This is a genomic window from Devosia sp. Micro-HW1 (assembly GCF_056341075.1).
On sequence record NZ_CP094375.1, the window covers coordinates 683,528 to 701,647 of the forward strand.

Annotated in this window: 18 protein-coding genes; 9 read left to right on the top strand and 9 right to left on the bottom strand. The window is 57.3% G+C overall.

The genetic code is table 11. The features are described from left to right. Positions 1–18 precede the first annotated feature (18 nt). A complete protein-coding gene (locus MQW79_RS03165; protein WP_476586790.1) occupies positions 19–483 on the top strand; it encodes a nuclear transport factor 2 family protein in 465 nt (154 codons plus the stop codon). Positions 484–904: 421 nt separating this feature from the next. Next, complete coding sequence (locus MQW79_RS03170) at positions 905–1,795, top strand: LysR family transcriptional regulator (protein WP_476586792.1); 891 nt, start codon at positions 905–907, stop codon at positions 1,793–1,795. A gap of 444 nt (positions 1,796–2,239) precedes the next feature. Here MQW79_RS03170 and MQW79_RS03175 read toward each other — a convergent pair whose 3' ends face one another. Next, a complete protein-coding gene (locus MQW79_RS03175) occupies positions 2,240–3,769 on the bottom strand; it encodes an MFS transporter (protein ID WP_476586794.1) in 1,530 nt (509 codons plus the stop codon). Then, a complete protein-coding gene (locus tag MQW79_RS03180) occupies positions 3,769–4,746 on the bottom strand; it encodes a zinc-binding dehydrogenase (protein ID WP_476586795.1) in 978 nt (325 codons plus the stop codon). Before MQW79_RS03180 ends, MQW79_RS03175 begins: the two co-directional genes overlap by 1 nt. Before the next feature lie 100 nt (positions 4,747–4,846). On the opposite strand from MQW79_RS03180, the gene MQW79_RS03185 reads away from it, so the two are divergent. Beyond that, positions 4,847–5,503, top strand: a complete 657-nt coding sequence (locus tag MQW79_RS03185; RefSeq protein ID WP_476586796.1) for a TetR/AcrR family transcriptional regulator — start codon at positions 4,847–4,849, stop codon at positions 5,501–5,503. A 117-nt stretch (positions 5,504–5,620) separates the two neighbouring features. Here MQW79_RS03185 and MQW79_RS03190 read toward each other — a convergent pair whose 3' ends face one another. From MQW79_RS03190 to wrbA, 5 genes are all read right to left on the bottom strand, one after another. Further along, positions 5,621–6,877, bottom strand: coding sequence for an MFS transporter (locus tag MQW79_RS03190; RefSeq protein ID WP_476586797.1), 1,257 nt, complete (start codon positions 6,875–6,877; stop codon positions 5,621–5,623). A 225-nt stretch (positions 6,878–7,102) separates the two neighbouring features. After that, positions 7,103–7,528, bottom strand: a complete 426-nt coding sequence (locus tag MQW79_RS03195) for a VOC family protein (protein ID WP_476586798.1) — start codon at positions 7,526–7,528, stop codon at positions 7,103–7,105. A 587-nt stretch (positions 7,529–8,115) separates the two neighbouring features. Continuing rightward, on the bottom strand, positions 8,116–8,505 hold the full coding sequence (locus MQW79_RS03200) for a VOC family protein (protein ID WP_476586799.1): 390 nt from the start codon (positions 8,503–8,505) through the stop codon (positions 8,116–8,118). A gap of 42 nt (positions 8,506–8,547) precedes the next feature. Beyond that, on the bottom strand, positions 8,548–9,741 hold the full coding sequence (locus MQW79_RS03205; RefSeq protein ID WP_476586800.1) for an MFS transporter: 1,194 nt from the start codon (positions 9,739–9,741) through the stop codon (positions 8,548–8,550). Between the two features lie 2 nt (positions 9,742–9,743). After that, positions 9,744–10,370 (bottom strand): NAD(P)H:quinone oxidoreductase, encoded by a 627-nt coding sequence (wrbA, locus tag MQW79_RS03210; protein WP_476586801.1) that lies wholly within the window; start codon positions 10,368–10,370, stop codon positions 9,744–9,746. Between the two features lie 100 nt (positions 10,371–10,470). Between wrbA and MQW79_RS03215 the strand changes: the two genes are divergently transcribed. The 5 genes from MQW79_RS03215 to MQW79_RS03235 all read left to right on the top strand — a co-directional run bounded on the left by MQW79_RS03215 (position 10,471) and on the right by MQW79_RS03235 (position 14,478). Then, positions 10,471–11,376 (top strand): LysR family transcriptional regulator, encoded by a 906-nt coding sequence (locus MQW79_RS03215; RefSeq protein WP_476586803.1) that lies wholly within the window; start codon positions 10,471–10,473, stop codon positions 11,374–11,376. 797 nt (positions 11,377–12,173) lie between these two features. Next, a complete protein-coding gene (locus tag MQW79_RS03220) occupies positions 12,174–12,494 on the top strand; it encodes a DMT family transporter (RefSeq protein WP_476586804.1) in 321 nt (106 codons plus the stop codon). A gap of 55 nt (positions 12,495–12,549) precedes the next feature. Then, a complete protein-coding gene (locus MQW79_RS03225; RefSeq protein ID WP_476586805.1) occupies positions 12,550–12,924 on the top strand; it encodes a DMT family transporter in 375 nt (124 codons plus the stop codon). Continuing rightward, a complete protein-coding gene (locus tag MQW79_RS03230) occupies positions 12,924–13,424 on the top strand; it encodes a nucleoside deaminase (protein ID WP_476586806.1) in 501 nt (166 codons plus the stop codon). The genes MQW79_RS03225 and MQW79_RS03230 overlap by 1 nt, the downstream gene beginning before the upstream one ends. 73 nt (positions 13,425–13,497) lie before the next feature. Further along, the gene (locus tag MQW79_RS03235; protein WP_476586807.1) at positions 13,498–14,478 is read left to right on the top strand and encodes an alpha/beta fold hydrolase; all 981 of its coding nucleotides are present in this window, start codon (positions 13,498–13,500) and stop codon (positions 14,476–14,478) included. Between the two features lie 467 nt (positions 14,479–14,945). Here the strand turns inward: MQW79_RS03235 and MQW79_RS03240 are convergent, their stop codons facing one another. Beyond that, positions 14,946–15,581, bottom strand: a complete 636-nt coding sequence (locus tag MQW79_RS03240) for a response regulator (RefSeq protein WP_476586808.1) — start codon at positions 15,579–15,581, stop codon at positions 14,946–14,948. Next, on the bottom strand, positions 15,574–16,962 hold the full coding sequence (locus MQW79_RS03245) for a sensor histidine kinase (RefSeq protein WP_476586809.1): 1,389 nt from the start codon (positions 16,960–16,962) through the stop codon (positions 15,574–15,576). The genes MQW79_RS03240 and MQW79_RS03245 overlap by 8 nt, the downstream gene beginning before the upstream one ends. A gap of 355 nt (positions 16,963–17,317) precedes the next feature. Between MQW79_RS03245 and MQW79_RS03250 the strand changes: the two genes are divergently transcribed. Then, entirely contained in the window at positions 17,318–17,959 is a 642-nt protein-coding gene (locus tag MQW79_RS03250) for a response regulator (RefSeq protein ID WP_476586810.1), read from the top strand. Positions 17,960–18,120 lie beyond the last annotated feature (161 nt).

An 18,120-nucleotide genomic window follows, 5' to 3' on the forward strand; every position in this document is an offset into this window, starting at 1 on the left:
AACTAGAGGAGATACAGAATGTTTCGCCCCCCGCTGCCCCCATTTTCTAAAAAGAGCGCAATAGAAAAGGTCCGTCTTGCGGAAGATGGTTGGAACACCCGTGATCCCACTAAGGTTGCTCTCGCCTATACTCTGGACACGCGTTGGCGAAACCGCGTTGAGTTCGTGACTAGCCGCGCAGAAGCCGAAGCCTTTTTGACCCGCAAGTGGAACAAGGAACTAGAGTACCGTCTAATCAAGGAGCTATGGGCTTTCCAGGATAACCGGATCGCAGTGCGCTACGCTTACGAGTATTACGATGACAGCGGCCAGTGGTTTCGCGCCTATGGGAACGAAAATTGGGAATTCGCTGAGGACGGCCTGATGCGGAACCGCCACGCCAGCATCAACGAACATCCGATTACAGAGGTCGACCGCAAGTTTCGCTGGACGCTTGGCCGTCGACCGGAAGACCATCCCGGCCTCAGTGATTTCGGCTTTTAGATCACAGGCTACCTTTCGGAGGGATCGACCATATCCGAGTTCAAGCTCGACGAGCGCCTCCGACCATCGGTGGAACTCACGCTCATTGCGGCGCACGGAAATTCTTCCTTGCCCCGAGGATAGGGAGACGTTGCCCGCGCTACAGGCATGACACCGGCAGAGTTGGATTCGCGCAAGGGGAAGGCGGCTTCGATATCAAGGCATCGACGGCAGTGGCCTTGGCGCTGAGGGCTGGCGAGGAAAACCGTCAACGCGCTCTTCGTCCGGGCCTGTCCCCGCGAAGCTGTGCGGAAATCGAGAAAATGGCGGCCGCATTTACCAGCCTGGCTCGCGATTGGGAACGAACTCGCATGGAAACTGCTGCTTTGCCTCCGGCAGCATCCTACTATTATTCCCGGTAAATCGAGGAGTTAGGAAGCGGATGGATCGTTGGCAGGCAATGCGGGTTTTCGTGAAGGTAGCCGAAACCGGGAATTTTGCCGAGGCGGCTCGCCACATGCACATGAGCGCGCCTGCCGCGACACGAGCCGTGGCATCGCTTGAGGCGTTGATCGGAGCGCGCCTGTTCGTGCGCACGACCCGCTCGGTAAAGATGACCGAGGCCGGATCGCGCTATTTGGAGGATTGTCGCCGGATCCTCAAGGACATCGCAGAAGCTGAGGCCGCAGCGGGAGGCTCGTATGCCACTCCGACCGGCACGCTCTCTCTGACCGCGTCGACGTTGTTCGGCCAAATGCATGTGCTTCCGATATTGATGGAGTATCTCAGGACATATCCGGCCATGAAGGCTAGGACTCTCTTCATCGATCACCCCGTCAACATAGTCGATGAAGGGATCGACGTGGCCGTGCGTATTGGCCATCTCCCGGATTCGGGCCTCACAGCGATCAAAGTTGGAACGGTCCGAAGAGTTATATGCGGTTCGCCGGACTATCTTGAGCGGAACGGCGTTCCGAGCACGCCGGCGGATCTCAAAGGTCACAGTGTTGCTGCGTCCACCGGCGCCTGGTCATCGCCTGATTGGCGATTCACCGACGGCCAGCGCGTTACAGTTGATGTGACGCTTCGGTGCAATACCAATGACGCGGCGATCGCGTTCGCACGACAAGGCTATGGCCTTACGAGGGTCCTCCACTATCAGGTAGGTCCGGAGCTCATAGCCGGAAATCTTCAGATCGTGCTCAGCGAATACGAAGAACCGCCGATGCCGATACATATCTTGCATCCCGAGGGGGGACATGCCTCCGCAAAGGTCCGCGCGTTTCTGGATATCGCTATCGAAAGCCTCCGTAAGAACCATATCTTCAACTGAAACGTTCTTTTTGCGGCGTCGCGTCCTATCGAATTCAAGAACGACACCAATCGAAATAAGATCTCGTGGCGATGTAGTGCTTGCAAAGTAAGTGGCCGGCTAATTTGCACCGCCATGATTTGGTGTCGTTTCGACCATCTCCAACTAAGTGAGCAATCTGAGCGAACAGGATTATCGACATGTCGTCGACAACGGCTCCTATGGCCCTGCGGTTTTCGTTGCAGTCGGCGGAGGGCCGACCGGCCCATGCCGTCGTCGACGGTCGGGCCGATCGCTAGGCTAGCGCTCCGATAATCCGGTCAATCTCCAACCGGGCCCAAATAATGCAGAGGATAGTACGCTTGCGCCCTTGATCCCGTCCGCGCAACGATCAGGTTCTCAACCTGCCCGTCGTACGGGGGCCTTCTGATTGCATCGGAAGGATGAGCAATTGAAAGACTTTTCTCATGATGTTCGGCTGGCTTTGGTCGATCCTGGAATTGCAAGTGCGATAATTACGAGACTCAGGACGGCCGGTAACAGCATGCAAGCATGCATGTAGAGGCTGCTTGAGAAAGCCTCCCGAGCTATAGATAGCAGCATGGCGTTTTGATGCGTCGGTAGAGCTTGGGCTGATGAAATGGCCCCGGCGAGAGTCTCGCTTGCGACATTGGAAATGCTCGAGGGCAGATCGGCCGGAATGTGTTCGGTCATATGAGCTCGATAGACCGACGTTGCCAGGCTGCCGAATATTGCAATTCCGAGCGCTGCGCCGAGCTCGGCACCGGTTTCTGTGCATCCTGAGGCTGATGCAGCTGCACCTTCAGGAGCTGCCTGAAGAAACAGACCTGTTCCGAGACTCATAAATGGCGTGAGGCCCGCCAGCAAACAAGCCGAGCCGATTACGAGAAAAAGTGGACTATTGTTTCCCAACATCAGAAGAGGCGGGCCGCAAAGCGCCGCGACCGACCCGACTGCCATTAGCATTCGTGCCTGATAGTGCACGACCAGGGAAGAGACCCAGACTGCAATAACAGCACTGCCTATTGCACCCGGTAGTTGCCACAATCCCGCCTTGAGAGGGGAAAACCCGAACACTAACTGCAGATATTGGGAGGTGATGAGGCTAGTGCCGAACAGGATTGCACCTGCGACCGTCATGCCCACCAGACTACATGTACTCGTGCGACCTTTGAACAGTGAAATAGGCAAGAAGGGCCTATCCAGTCGGGACTGTCGCCGCATGAACAGGACTATAAGGGATGCGGCGGCAAGTAAACTTGCAGCTGTATTGGCGTTGAGGCCAGTCATCGTGCCTTGTTTGATCGTCACGACGATCATGGGTGGGATAAGGAACGACATTACCGCACTGTAGACATCGATGCTGCCTCGTCCCTTCTCGCGCCGCTCCGGAATTAGGAGAGGTATAGTGCACACAAGCAATATCATTGCCGGAAGAAAAATGAGGAAGATGGCAGTCCAGGCGAAGTACGTCAGGATAACTCCTCCGACGACGGGACCTAAAGCTCCTCCGATGAGAAATCCGACCATCCATATCGTAATCGCAAGCGAGCGTTGGCCAGTATCCTCAAAAATCGAGCGAATGAGCGCGAGGGACGTTGGGGCAAGTGCCGCCGCCCCCAAGCCTTGGAGTGCACGTGCCGCGATGAGTGCCGGGGCACTTGTGGCAAAGGCCCCAAGGGTCGATGCTACCGCAAATATCGTAGCGCCGAGCAGAAGTATTCTACGATGCCCAAATCTATCTGAGAATGCACCCATGGTGATCAGAGTGCCCGCGATTACCAAACCATAGGCATCCATGATCCAGAGCAACTGGGCAGCGGTAGGCGAGATTGCCAAGCTGATGGTAGGGAGAGCCAGATACAGCGTCGACATGTTCATCATGACGAGGACTGCGGTGAATCCGAGAATTGCAAGAGCAAGCCACTCTCGTAGACCTGCTCGAACCGGGGGTGTTTCAAATGCGACGTCCATTATGACACGCTAAGACGCTTCGCGGTCAGGAGCGTCTTTCCCACGGTCGTGCGCGCTTCGATCGCCGCATGCGCCAGCGCGGCATCCTCAAGCGGATATATCTGTCCGACCACAGGCCGAATTATGCCGTTAGCAGCAAGCTCGAGAGCTTGCTGGATATATGAAAAAGTCTCCGAAGCACGTGGCGCGGTGGAAAGCCCCATGACTTGGATGGAGTGGGTGTGAGAAAGGTCGGTGTCGGAGCCGCTCGCGATTCCGTAGAGACTAATGCGTCCTCCCCGACGGAGGAGTTTGCTGGCTTCTGTTCCGATCTGACCGCCGATACCATCAAAGACAACATCAAGTTCCGACGTGCCATGCTGCCTGAGAGCTGCTCGTGCGCTCTCACTCCAGTCAGGCAGGCTGTAATCGATAAAGGTCGCGCCAAAAGAACGCACGAGCGGTTCCTTCTGGGCACTTCCCGCCGCGCCAATGACGACTGCCCCACTATTGAGAGCAAGTTGAACAAGCAGGCTTCCGACGCCACCTGCGGCAGCCTCTACAAGTACCCGTTCACCGGGTTTGATCTCAGCTTGTTTGAAGAGCATGAGTGCTGTTCGACCGTCGGCGATCAGCGCGACTGCGGCTTTGATCTCGACACCTTTGGGTAGTGAGACGACGTCGTCAACATTGGCGAGTGCGCGTTCGGCATAGCCGCCGGCGCCGCCCGTTGTTGCAACAACGCTTTTCCCCAAGAGGGCTTGATCGACCCCAGGGCCGGTGGCAACGATGGTTCCGCCGACGCCATTGCCGGGGACACGGGGTAGCCCCGGATTGCCAAACGGCCCATTTCCGGCGCGAACCTGCGTCTCGACGAAGGTGACGCTCGCGTAGTCCACATCGATAACGACCTGGTCTGGGTCGGCAATCGGCTCGGGCTGTTCACTTATTTCTAGAACACTTGGCGGTCCGAACTCGTTCATCACAATAGCGCGCATCATAATCCTCTTACCGGTATCGATATTAAACGGAGCAATTCGCTCCGATTCGAATTGATGCTATAACGGAGCAAATCACTCCGCAAGGGAAGGTCCACTCGTGAATCGAAAAGCGCCCCGACAGGCAGAAGCCGAACGAAATGACCAAGCTCTTTTGGAAGCAGCAAAAAAGGTGCTGGCGATGGAAGGGCGCTACGCCACTGTCGCCATGATAGCAAAGCGGGCTGGAGTGGGGATCGCCAGCCTTTACCGGCGCTACAGTACGAAGGAAGAGCTCTTCCAACATCTGTGTGAGCTGTCGTTGCAGGAATGGGTTACAGCGGCAGAAACCGGGATAGTATATGATGACCCCTGGGATGGTCTGGTGCACTACATCCAATCAGTCATCGCGTTCGGCGGTGGATCGTTGGGTCCCATTGCAGGCACCATTGAGGTCACGGAGGTGATGGCATCAAGGTTCACGCGTCTAGATGATGTTGTTGGAACGCTTGTCGAACGATGCCATCGCGCCAATGTATTAAGCGATAGCATCACGACGGTGGACATCGCGTTGCTTGTAGAACAACTCGGCAGGTGGTCGCTGGTGGAACAATTTGAGGCCCTTGGGCGCGAGGATTGGTTGGACGATGCTCGAAAGGCGCGCGATCGACTTGTGACGATTGCACTGAATGGTTTGCGGCCCGGCCCTGGGGCATTGCCTCATGCGGCACCCGCCGGCGATCTGCTGACACGTCGTTGGCGCGATCCAGCTGATTGATCAATTAGTGGCACTATGAGCGGAATTCCGCGACTGATTGAAGGCAACTTGCCAGGGTCGGAGCACTCGCCCCCATAGCCTTCCAACCACGATTGCGGGGCTTTGGCACCCATAGTGTCAAATGGCCTCGCCCTCACTATATCGGTCGACAGTTACAGGCAAAACAGCTAGCCGCGGAACTGGAGAAGAATAGATCACGGCGAACTGCGCCACAAAACCAAGCACGAACAGCAGTAGACAAGCCTCCACGCCCCAATGCAGTGCGGTGACCGCGCCTAAGGCCGCACCGACTGGCCGTGCGCCATATGTTGCGGCCATGACCAGCGCCGAGACGCGGCCAAGCATCGATGGTGGTGTAACGGATTGTCTTAACGTTGTGGTCGCAATGGTCCAAAGGACAGGACCGGCGCCGAACAGGAAGTAGCCGAGGCCGGAGAGGATCGGGCTGGGCACGGCCAGCGTTGCCGTAATCAGCAGCGCGCCCGCAAGCCCACCCAAAGGCCCAAGCAAGATCAGCCTGCCGAACGCCATATTTCGCGCCAGGACTGGAGCGAAAAGCGCTCCGACCAACATTCCGCCGCCGTAGAGAGCCAAGGTCATTCCAACCGTGCTTGCAGTCATATCAAGATTTTGGATGGCATAAGCGACATAGATTGCCTGCAGCACGAACCAGGCTAGATTGAATAGGACCGCGGTCAGCAGAATTGGCCGCAGGAGCGGGTGAGTGGCCACAAATCCTGCCCCCGCACACACCTCACGCCATATGTTGGTCCCATTTCGTTTAGGCGGCCCATCAGCGCGCAATGTGGCGAGCCAGCCTATGGCCATTATCGAGAGGGCCAGCGCGATGCCATAGGCCGGTAAGGCATCGGTCCATCCGATAACAACACCCCCGATCGCCGGACCGCCGAGGTAGGCTGCGCTCCTGACGAACTCAAGCCAGCGATTGGCTTCAGTCAGCCGCGCGCGGGGCACAAGTGCGGGCACAAGTGCCGGGGTGGCAACATTGAAACAGACAGTCCCAGCCGCGCCGACAAATCCCAGTAACGCCAGAAGCAGCAAGTTCAGTTGGCCTGTGGCCAGCAAAAACATCATCAGGCCAAGACAAGCGACACGGATCGCTTCGGCACCGATCATCAGTTGCCGGCGCGCGGCCCGGTCTACCAGAACTCCGACCGGTATAGCCAAGAGCAGGAATGGCAAGGTCTGAGCCGTCTGTAGCCAGCCAGTTTCTGCGGGCCCGACCCCCAACACCACAACGGCGACCAAAGGTGCTGCAGCCAGTGCAAGTTGCTCTGACAATTGGGCGCACAGATTAGCCCATGCCAGTGGTGAGAACCGACTGGACTTGAGATCCGTGGGCGGAGTGTTCATTAGCGACCCTCAAGGAAAAGACTATGCCTCGTGCACCGTCTCGGATGACTTTGCGACCCGCTTTTGACGTCAGGTCACCCTCATGGTGGGGCCCCGAAACTAATGCCCCGCCTAAGTTTAGGTGGTGCCCCGGCATCAAGGCAGACATTCAACTGCAAAGCCACCGGGAGCATCGATGGAGAACGTAGCGGACTCCGGACGGATCGAAGAACCGACGCGCCGCTGTCAGTAGTTTCGCCAGATGCCCGGCGTGCCCAGCTCGATCAGATGCTGGTCTGGATCTCGAAAATAGATGCTGTGGCCCCCAAGGTCCCAAGACATGCGGCCAATGACCTCAACCTTCAGCCTTTCCAAATGCTGTTCCCAGATAGAGACTTGTTCGGCCGTGATCCCCAAGCAGAAATGGGCAGGCCCTGACCCATCATGTGATGGGATTGTTCCACCAGGCAGAACCAGGTCGGACTGGGTTTCGCCTCTCTTGAACAGGAGCAGTACTGTCGATGTCCCGGCGTCATAGGTCACGACACGATCACTTCGCATCAGAACTGGAAAGTTGAAGACTAGATCATAGAATTCAGCGGCACGTGCAATGTCGTCAACATAGATAGCTGTTTCAACGATCCGTGTGATGGTTGGGGTGAGAGGCATCATCGAGACGTAACCTTCTTCGTGGCGAGCCTTGAAGAGAAGCCAACGGGCTCCAGAGGACCGCGCGAACACCATAGATCCATTGATGTGTCCACGTTATTTGGCATATGGGCGACCAGTCTGCTTATCCTCCCACTCGACCATATAAGCGAAAGTCGCGAGGGCGGCTTAGGGGTTGACGCAGCTTTGTGCGCGTCCGACCAATGGCCACGGTCGTTTCGGTCAGTTGTCCGCCTCTGATGTGCGAAGGTGCAGTTGTGACTTTCACAAGGGCATCCGTTGCGACGGCGTGGAGCAGAAATTCTGCCATTGGTTACCTCCTCTCGAGTCCAAGACTGGTGAAAGGTGGCACCCAGGAGCGGACCCGCAAAGGTAGGACAACTTGATCAGATTGATCGCGCGAAGTGATCAGGGTCCTCATGCTCATGGTTGATGCCCGCGGCGCTTTGGCTGGTCGTCGCTCTGGCGGTCTACATCTGCGTAGCGCGAAAAACGCGGCAGCCCTTTTCGGTTGCCGCGCGGATTGGGACGCAACCCGAACCTTGATGCCTTGGTCCCCACACAGCCAAATGGCGCGTTGAGCTCGCAGGTTACGGGTTCCAGCCGCCGCTGCCATAAGGTCGCGTAATGACTTCAAGCAAGTGCCCATCGGGATCGTTGAAATAGAGGCCGCGTCCTCCGTCATGCCTATTCAGGCCGCGAGTTGCCCTGCCGGGATCGGCCCAGTAGGCAAGGCGTTCATCCTCAATGTGATTGAGGATGATGTCAAAGCTCGCATCGTCAACCAGGAACGCATAGTGCTGCGCGACGATTCCGGTCTGGGCCTTCATATAGTCGAGGTTCGCGCCATTGTCGGTGGTGACCATCCAGAATGGTCCCCATTTCGTGGGCGCCGGCAGAGACAGAACTCTTGCCATGAACTGGGCCGACATCTGCGGATCATCGGCCATGAGAATTGTGTGGTTGAAGTCAATACTCATAGGAGCTCTCCTCTTGTGTCGTTGCGGGGGTTAGGGGGGCCATCAGAGCGTCCTGCCGATCCGACGCCGGTAGCCCAAGACCACCAGCACTGTGAGAAGCGCTGCCCCAGCAACGATGAGCGCGGCTGAACTCCACCCAAAATGTTCAATTGCACTGCCAACCGCAGTTGGTCCGAGAATTTGGCCAAGATTGTTGCCTTGGACGATAAGCCCGATGACGACGGGTACCAGAACTGGCCGCGGTGCTACGATCGGTGCCGACGAAAGCAGCGTCGCGGGTATCGAGCCACCAACCGCGGAGAACAGAACACAGAGCAGATAAGTGGTCGTGCTCGGAAAAATGGGAAGAAAGATACCAAGGCCCGCCAGCCCCATGATCAAACTTGCAGAGATCAGGAGCGCTGGCCTTCCGACACCGCGCGAGAGCATGAAACCTGCCCCCAAATTGCCGATGACGTTGACAACAGAGGCCAGTGCGCTGAGCAGGCCCGCAGTCAGGTGATCCACCCCCATCTGATCCATTAAGAGGACAGGCAGAAAACTGAATATGGCGAAGAACATCAGGCTGTAGAGCCCGAAGGTGGCGGCCAGTCCAACTGCGCCTGCCGAGCCAAGGACAGCGGCAGTGTTGGCTTGAAGAGTCCGCCAGGACCATGGAGCCCGCTCACCTGCCAATGGAACTGCGATTGGCACCAGTATACATAGACCGAGTGCCAGCGCGCCGCTGACCCACCACATGGTCCGCCAGTCCGCAAAAAGGGGGCCGGCCAGCATGGCTGCGGCCATGCCCACGGGCATGAAGCAGCTCCACAGCGCGAACGCCAGGTCTCGATCTGAAGGCCGCGCAACAACGCTCAGGATTGATGGGGCGGCTACTGTTATCAATAAGAATCCGGCCCCTTCGACAACGCGCGATGTCAAAAGCCCAGACAAATCGCTTACCAGGGCGCCGGACGCAGCGCCAAGCGCTGTGACCAGCAACCCCAGAAGCAACAGGCGACGTGCTCCGAAGCGACCGACAAGCGCGCCCGTTGGGATGCCGCCCACCAACCCCAAAACGGCAAACACGCCTGTTAGCCAGCCTAGCGCTGACAGGCCAATGCCAAGGTCGTTCTGTAGCAAAGGGGCAGCGATGGAGGCCTTGCCGACCTGCAATGCGGCAACAATGCCGGCAGCGACAATCAGGAGGACTGCCGACCAGCTGGTGGTCGTTAGGTTCGATTGTGACGGGGCCATGATTATGCCGCCGCGATTTGCCGCCCGGCGTTCAGGGCCATGGCGACTTGGGCGACGTGGCGCCCCTGGAAGCGAGCGCCTTCGAGTTCGTTCTCACTGGGCTCACGATTCCCACCCATGCCATCATCAGCTAGCGTCGAGGCGCCATAGGGGGAGCAACCGGTAATCTCATCCATGCGCATCTGCCCTTTGAAGCTATAGGGTAGGCCTACGATGATCATGCCGAGATGGAACAGGACAGTTTGCGTCGACTGGATGGTTGTTTCCTGACCACCGTGCTGGCTACCGGTCGAGGTAAAGACGCTGCCAATCTTGCCGACAAGCTTGTCTTCAAACCAGAGGCCGCCAGTTTGGTCGAGAAAGTTCTTCATCTGCGAAGCCATGTTGCCGTACCGGGTCGGCGTGCCGATAATGATGGCGTCGTATTCGGCGAGCTCAGACACGGTGGCGACTGGTGCAGCCTGTTCCATTTTGTAGCCTGAGCGTTCCCGGACGTTTTCAGGCACGAGTTCCGGCACGCGCTTAATCGCAACTGACGCTCCCGCCTGCCGTACACCTTCCGCAACGGCCTCTGCCATCGTCTCGACGTGTCCGTAAGACGAATAATAGAGAACAAGAACCTCGGTCATGAGCACACATCTCCCTGGACATTGATGACGCGAGACTGCCCTTGAAGATCGAGCAACATAAGTGATATAAAAATAATCAGTCCAATCAGATTTGGTGATCATGCTTGACGCTCTGACCCTCGACCAAATGCGTACATTTGTTGCTATTGCAGATAGCGGAAGCTTTCGTGCCGCAGCTAAGAGGTTGTCGCGCGTACAGTCAGGTGTGAGTGTCGCCATCGCCAACCTCGAGGCTCAGCTGGGCGTTGAGTTGTTCGACCGCTCCGGGCATCGGCCAGTTTTAACGCCACAAGGGCATGTTCTGCTTGGCAACGCCCGAGACATCATTATTCGGGTCGACGTGTTGCGTGCGAAAGCGCGTGGGTTTGTAGAAGGGGTGGAGACCGAACTGGGGATTGCTGTCGACACGCTCTATCCAATGCAACAGGTTGGACAGGCAATCGCCCGAATGCGGGAAGCCTTCCCCTCGGTTTCGGTTCGGGTGCAGGTCGAGCCTCTCGGCGGCCCACTCCAGGCACTCCGCCAAAACCGCTGCGCCTTGTCGGTCATGGTCGGGGAGGATTTCCGCGACCCTCGTATCAAGTTTGACGCACTGACATCCATTGCTCAGGTGGCCGTGGTTTCTGCTATGCATCCACTGGCAAGAGGCAAGGTGGGCAGGCCTTTGGAGGCGCTGGAGCTCTCAGACTATCTCCAGATCGTCCTGTCCGACCCCTCCGCGATATCAGAAGGGCGTGATTTTGGTGTGCTCTCTCCGCAGACATGCCGCGTCAACACGCAAGACGCTAAGCACAAACTTATTCTGGGCGGTGTCGGCTGGGGGCGCCTTCCCTTTTGGCTGGTAGAGAGCGAGCTTGAGACAGGGCAGTTGGTCAGGCTCAATGTCAGGGCTCTGGGCCGCAACGGTGAAGTGGCCTCAGAGGCCTATGTTGCGCATCGACTGGACGAAACTTTGGGCCCGGCGGCGCGGCGACTTGCGGATATCCTGATCGATCTGAGCGCCTGACGCGGGAAAACGTAGCGCTGCGGATGGCAGTTGCGACCGCGTAATTTAGCCAGTTTCGGGGCGTAATCCGACCGACCAAATCAAAAGCTTCTCCGCCAACACCCTTGGTTACTTGAGGTGGGATAGCCAAGTGTTGGCGCTGGAAGGTGATCAGTGCAAGTGATCAATTTGATGCTATTTTAATCACTTCACTGCGGTGTGGTGGGCAGGCAATTGTCGGCCAAATCTTATGTCGACACCACTTTCGACGGCTTGCCTGGTGCGCGGTCGGGTCGGGGTCGTTGTTTGGGGCCGAAATGTATCAAGCCTTATCACAGTTCTTTGGCCGACCTTGGCGGACTGGTTCCCTGCGGGTCTGCGCGGTGACCAGTGAGCTGCCTAAATTCGGCAATGGAGCAGGATATCTCGTTCCTGTTTTATCTGTGCCCGTCGGAAATTGTGACATGTCGCCAACTCCCCACGGGCCTCGACAACGCCAGCCTCTTGGGCACCCTTCAAGCACGGCCTCGACATAGTCAACGCTACTTTCTGATCCGGCCTGCGACCGAGGCGAGGCTCTATGCGCGGGGTGTTCGTGCAGCTTGTAAAGCACTGCCTGCCCTGCGCCATCGCGAAGGTTGCACCCTACACACGAACATATGGGCACAACATCGGCCCTCACAATCGTGGGGAGAGCGGATTTTCCGCGGTACGCCGCCGCAGCACGCATAGCGACAGGCGCTCGATGCGCTCGGCGCAAAACACTCCACCCTTCAGGCGAATGCCTGACCACATCATACTCACCAAAGGAAAATACGATGAGCTGGCTCTACCTTGGAATTGCTGTGATCCTGGAAATCGCAGTCGCAATCAGCGCAGGCAAGGCGAAAGGGTTCACCCATGTCGGTTGGACCGCCGCAACCCTAATCAGCGGAGCGGTCGCGACATTCTTCCTTAGTCTCGCCCTTCTCACGTTCGATGTCGGCGTCGGCTACGCCATCTGGACCTCAGCGGCCGGCGTCGGAATTGTTGTGCTGGGCGTGCTGTTCTTCGGCCAGTCGCTCAACTGGAAGAAGACCCTCGGCATTCTGCTGGTCGTCGGGGGCGTGGTCGGCCTGCGCCTCAGCGGCGCAGCGTAACGAGCGGTCAGCGCAACAGATTCGCTTCTCACAAACTCACGTAAGGACTTTCAACATGACAACGAATAGCCACGGCAGCGAAAGCGGTACCTGGGCATGGATAAGCCTGCTCCTTGCTGGCGTCTTCGAAATCGGTTACGCGCTCAGCGTCGGCGGCAGTGAGGCCTTTACCGTTCTTGGCTGGTCGGTTGCAGCCGTCGTATTCTTCCTGCTGACACTCTACTTTCTCAGTATGGCCCTTAGGACCATCGATGTGGGCATCGGCTATGCGGTTTGGGCTGGCATCGGATCCGTTGGCGCCGCAGCGTTCGGCAGCATCCTTCTGGGCGAGTCGCTCACCCTCGCGCAGACATTCTGGCTTGCGGTCATCATCGGTGGCGTCGTCTGGCTCAAGCTTGCCGACAGCGCAAAACTTCAGGAGCATGGCTAATGCGATCAGACGTTGCGAAGCGCCACAATAGCCTCATGGAAGAAGCAGTGGTCTTTTCCATGGAGCATGTACTCCAAGGTGGTATTCCGTTTGTCGCTCTGGTGGTTGATCGCAACGGCAATATTCTCGGACGCGGTGTCAACCGCGTCCGGGTGCATCATGACCCAACCGCGCATGCCGAGGTTGAAGCGATCCGCGACGCCTGTCGTACGCAAGGTACGTCGAATTTGTCAGGCGCCACGCTCTTGGCCTCAGGTGAGCCCTGCGCGATGTGCTATCTCAGTGCACTTTTCGCCGGTATTGACCACGTGGTCTTTGCTGCCGATCGCAATGAGGCCGCTGAGCACGGGTTCGACTACTGCACCAGCTATCGCCATTTTGCGGATGATCCGCGCGACTGGCAGGCGCCAACCGCCAACTGGCTCCCTATCGAGGAAAGACTGAGGCCGTTTGAGATGTTCCGGTCGCGACAGGGCCTGCCCTCAGACAAGGTCTCATAACCCGTCGCACCATTGCCCAGTCGTGACAAGGAACACTGCGAAGCCCATCGGCCTTGGCCGCGGACGCATTTGCTTGATCGCGGAACTCAATCAAGCTGATCAACATAATTGCGCTGTTTCCAGTGAAAATTATGGCCGATGGTCGTGCCTGATGAATAGTTTTCAGTTGGACCGACTTATTCCGCCAGGCGCGACGCCCATAAGCCTTGATACTAGGTTTGGCCTGCTACGAGTGCTGCACGCCGCGCCGAGTTCGGACACGGATACCCGCGTGCCGCTCTTGCTCATTCATGGGGGCGGTAGCGATAGCGCCGCAATTTCCTGGTATCGGCTTATGGAACCACTGAGCCGCGATCGCCCCGTGTGGGCTTTTGACCTACCCGGATTTGGAGGCAGCATCGACGCAGTCCCGGTAGGTGGACCCGACGCACTTGCTAAAGTGGCGGTCGAAGTACTTGAGAGACTAGGGATAAAATCCGCCATTGTTATCGGCGTCTCGATGGGCGGCGACGTGGCTCTTAACCTGGCGCTGCGCTATCCGCGAACAGTTTCTGGCCTGGTTCTAATTGCATCCGGAGGGTTGGTTCCAAGAATAGGAAATCGGTGCACCCAGTTTTTTGCTTGGTTGGTTGCGCAGGTGCCTGACTGGATATTGCTGCCCGGTGTCAGAGCGGCCAATTTTTTCACTGCGGCAGCTTTGCGCGCGATGGTCCATGATCCAGCCTCGATACCGCCAATTGTTGCGGCTGAGTTTATCCGTGAGGCGAACCAACCGCGCGGAGGGATTGCATATGCCCGGTACAATCAGGCAACCTTGGAACGAAGGGGCATGGGCAATGACCTATCCAGTCTTGTCTCCCGTATTACTGTTCCAACGCTATTATTTCACGGCGAGGAGGATCGGATGGTTCCTCCTGATGCGTCCCGCCGCGCGGCATCGCGTATGGAACAAGCTCGCCTGATTACGGTTCCGCTTTGCGGCCACTGGGCCCAGATTGAAGCGCACGATCTCTTCTTGTCCAAGTTGTCCGGCTTCCTTGAGCGTTTAGATTAGGTTCATGGTCGATGTTGTGGGTATTATTACGTCATTTAACGCTCGCTGGCCAACCACATCAAGTATTCCTTGATCGCGACCTCATCTCGCTTGCAATACGACCACGTCAGGTCTTGCACACCGTGATGAGGCCCGATGGTTTTGGAATTTCCAAATGACGACTAGCCGTGGGCTGGGCCACGGCTAGTGTCGTGGCAATCCATGTCATGCAGACACCGAACTCGACCGGATCGGCGGACCATTGGGCCTATGACATCGGAGCTAGGTGGATGTCGGCTATTCGTCCAAAGCAACCTGAAGCTGCCATTCTGCTTCCGGCCCTACCCTGCCCTTCCCAGGCCTTCCCCCACGACCGATTTGGGGCCGTGACCTGCCTGTCCGCCTTGTGCCGCATGACGCTAAGCAGACAATGCGATCCATGCTTGGCGGACCAACTATTGCCTACCGGACGAGTTGCGATTGATCGGCTAAGAAGTGGCCCGAAAGACGATCGTCGCTTCCACTCGATTTCGCACGCCGAGCCGCGCGAATATATTGGTAACGTGAAACTTTACGGATTTCTCCTGAATCCCGAGCCGTTGTCCGATTTCACGATTGCTGAGGCCTTGAGAAATCATTGCCAGCACCGTCAGTTCGCGCGCGGACAAGGTGCTCAGTTTCTGTTTGGCCTGCGCCTCCGGAGCCTGGGATGACGCCAGGGCACGGCTAATGGCGCGCGGCGATATAAACTTCTGGCCCGCGGCAACCATATCGATTGCATCCATAATCTCGGAACCGCCGGCGCCCTTCAGGATGTAACCATCGACGCCGAGTTCCAGCGAAGTCTGAACGTCGTAGGCAGCGTCAGAGGCAGTAAGAACGATGATGCTGGTGTCGGGACTGGCGCGACGGGCCGGTGCAATAACGCCAAGGCCGCTTTCGTCCATGCTGAGATCCAGCGTCAGGATTTGTGGTTTGTGCTGCTCGACCAGCGATACGGCTTCTGCGGCAGTAGCGCCTTCGGCCACGACGACAAATCGTTCTTCCAGCTGAAGCAATTGAACCATCCCGGACCTGAATATTGGATGGTCGTCTATCACCACGATCGTGACCACATCACGCATGTATTGTCTCCAAGGGCAGTACAAGTCCCAGTTCGGCGATCTCCGAGGATAGGGATAGCCAAACACTGCCGTTCAGGCTTTCTGCTCTGATCTTCAACGCCCTGATGCCAAGACCGCGGCGCGGACGGCTGGCTTTCTTGTCCGCTGTCACGACGTTCTGGATGAGAACGCAAAGGGTTTGATCGCGAAGTTCAACGAGAATATTTGCCTGAACGCCGCCGCCGTGACTCCACACATTGTTGAGTCCTTCCTGGATGAAGCGGTACACGCACATCTTGAAAGCCCTCGAGCATGGCACGTCCAGCTTCGACATCTTCAGGTGCGCAGCGACGCCCATGCGCCGTTCGCTGAAGGAAATTGCCTCCATAACGACGGTGTCGATGCTGAGCTGTTCGATGCCGGGCACGACAAAGCCGGTGGCCAGATCCCGGATATCGTCCTGCACCTCGCGAAGCTTGTTTTCCAAATCATCAATGATGAGGAGTCTCGCGCTCTCGTCACGGGTGCGCCGCAGACTTTCGAGCTTGACGCTGGAAAAGGCCAGAAGCTGTGCGGGACCATCGTGGAGGTCCGCGCCGATGGACCGAAGAAGATTTTCGTGAAGCTCAACCTTGAGCAGCGCGGCTTCTACGGCCTGTTCGTGGAGCGCCGAATTGCGCTGGGCGAGCCTGTGCGTTTCGCCCAGTTGCAGCTCAAGCCTGGACTTCTGGGCATCTATCGTCCTCGCTCCACCACGGACAATCATGAACATGGTGCCAAACAGGGCCAGCATGGCCGCCACCACCACTACCCACGCCGTTCTAACCACTTCCCACGCATTCTGCTCAAGCGGCCCGAGATCTTCGTGCAGTTCCATGACCGCGTAAATTTCGCCCGTTCCGGTGCCATGAAGGGGCGCATAGATCTCCAGATACTGTTGCTTGAAATCGCGTACGACATGCTCACCCGCACCAAGGTCGGCCTTACCGACTTCGACCTGGCCTTGTAGGGCCCGGGTGGCTGGCGCAGGTAATGGAAACTGACGGCCGATAAGATCGGCATCCCTCGAAAATGCGACGGTTCCGTCGGGCATCCAGACTTCAAAATGTGGTATGCGCGCCGTCAGGTCCGGGTCGTCCAGCAGGGCATCGACACGAGCGATCTCCGCAGGGGAGAGAGGTCCGTCGTTCAGTCCCTGGAGCTCGGGCGCAACGACATTGTCCATAAAGAGAGCCGTTGCGGCCGCCCGGTGAAAAAGCAGGTTCACTTCGGCGATATTGCCAATCACCCACGCAGCCGGGATGGTTGTGGCGACCATCACCAAGCTGCCCGCAACGAGAAACTTGATCGTGAGGCTCTTTCGTTCCCAGCGGGCGAAGCCGGCGCTTATTCGTGCACCCATAGTCTTAGAGGCCTCCTGCCTCCATCGTGGGAGTTTGACCAAGTTATTGGCGGCAGATCAAGCCACTGCGTCGCGCCTTTCTTGGGATGAGGTAAGTATATCTGCTCCGTCAGTTTGAGGACCCATAACGCCAAGGGCCAGAGCCAATCAAAAGACGGGTCACAAAGACAACTTTTCGCGATCTAATCTCGCAATCCTATATAGACAAGATTTGATCGATGTAGCTGGACTTTGGTCCAGTTCTTGCGCCGAGTTAATCACATTTTCAAGAAGACGCCGGACGTTATTTACGATCTATTAATACTTCAATACTGTTGGCGGCATAAGGGAGCCGCCAATACGGCGCGAAGAAGCTTTGACCGAAACAACAATCGCCATCGCCGACGACCATCCGTTGATGCGCAGAGGGCTGACCGACCTGTTTCGCGATTATCCTCAGTATGCACTGGTCGGAGAGGCCGTGGACGCGCCGACGACGCTGGCCCTTGTCGAGGCAGCTGGGCCACAGATCCTGATCATGGATTTCAGCATGCCAGGTGACGTGGTCGAAACCATCCGTCAAATCTCGGTCGACTTTCCCGGCACGCGCATCATCATTCTAACGGCATTCTCCAGCGTCGACTCTGCCATCAAGGCGCTTGACGCCGGAGCCATGGGCTTCGTGCTGAAGGGCTGCCCGGCCTCGGAAATACTGGAGGCGATCGAAGCCGCCAGGACGGATCAGCTCTATATCGCCCGTCAATACGCGGCCGAGGTGCTGCTAGGTCTTCGGCGGCGCGATCACCACCGGGAGGTCGCTGCCGCGGTGCGCTTGAATGTCAGGGAGCGACAGATTGTCGGGCACTTGATGCAGGCTCGCACCAACAAGGAAATCGCTGAGAGTCTCAATCTCACCGAGAAGACTGTCAAATATTACATGGCCAGCCTGATGACCAAGTTCAATGCGCGAAACCGTGTTGAGGTCGCTCTCGCCGCCAAGGGCAGCATAGAGATCTAGTTTCTTCCAAATCACTTGAATGATGTGACGCACTTGTATTGCAAGGGTTCGATTCTGCACGCGCAAATGACGACAACCAAAACTGGGCCAAGGCCCAGTTAATGAGGGGTCATTAGGCCGCAAACATCGTTAGACTTTCCGACATTACGCAGATCGGGCCC

Excerpts from the sequence above, each read along its gene's own strand:
- MQW79_RS03245 (WP_476586809.1), bottom strand. The coding sequence starts at position 16,962 with ATGGGTGCACGAATAAGCGCCGGCTTCGCCCGCTGGGAACGAAAGAGC.
- MQW79_RS03215 (WP_476586803.1), top strand. The coding sequence starts at position 10,471 with ATGCTTGACGCTCTGACCCTCGACCAAATGCGTACATTTGTTGCTATT.
- wrbA (WP_476586801.1), bottom strand. The coding sequence starts at position 10,370 with ATGACCGAGGTTCTTGTTCTCTATTATTCGTCTTACGGACACGTCGAG.
- MQW79_RS03195 (WP_476586798.1), bottom strand. The coding sequence starts at position 7,528 with ATGATGCCTCTCACCCCAACCATCACACGGATCGTTGAAACAGCTATC.
- MQW79_RS03240 (WP_476586808.1), bottom strand. The coding sequence starts at position 15,581 with ATGCGTGATGTGGTCACGATCGTGGTGATAGACGACCATCCAATATTC.
- MQW79_RS03230 (WP_476586806.1), top strand. The coding sequence starts at position 12,924 with ATGCGATCAGACGTTGCGAAGCGCCACAATAGCCTCATGGAAGAAGCA.
- MQW79_RS03205 (WP_476586800.1), bottom strand. The coding sequence starts at position 9,741 with ATGGCCCCGTCACAATCGAACCTAACGACCACCAGCTGGTCGGCAGTC.
- MQW79_RS03190 (WP_476586797.1), bottom strand. The coding sequence starts at position 6,877 with ATGAACACTCCGCCCACGGATCTCAAGTCCAGTCGGTTCTCACCACTG.
- MQW79_RS03180 (WP_476586795.1), bottom strand. The coding sequence starts at position 4,746 with ATGCGCGCTATTGTGATGAACGAGTTCGGACCGCCAAGTGTTCTAGAA.
- MQW79_RS03170 (WP_476586792.1), top strand. The coding sequence starts at position 905 with ATGGATCGTTGGCAGGCAATGCGGGTTTTCGTGAAGGTAGCCGAAACC.
- MQW79_RS03220 (WP_476586804.1), top strand. The coding sequence starts at position 12,174 with ATGAGCTGGCTCTACCTTGGAATTGCTGTGATCCTGGAAATCGCAGTC.
- MQW79_RS03175 (WP_476586794.1), bottom strand. The coding sequence starts at position 3,769 with ATGGACGTCGCATTTGAAACACCCCCGGTTCGAGCAGGTCTACGAGAG.
- MQW79_RS03200 (WP_476586799.1), bottom strand. The coding sequence starts at position 8,505 with ATGAGTATTGACTTCAACCACACAATTCTCATGGCCGATGATCCGCAG.
- MQW79_RS03165 (WP_476586790.1), top strand. The coding sequence starts at position 19 with ATGTTTCGCCCCCCGCTGCCCCCATTTTCTAAAAAGAGCGCAATAGAA.
- MQW79_RS03225 (WP_476586805.1), top strand. The coding sequence starts at position 12,550 with ATGACAACGAATAGCCACGGCAGCGAAAGCGGTACCTGGGCATGGATA.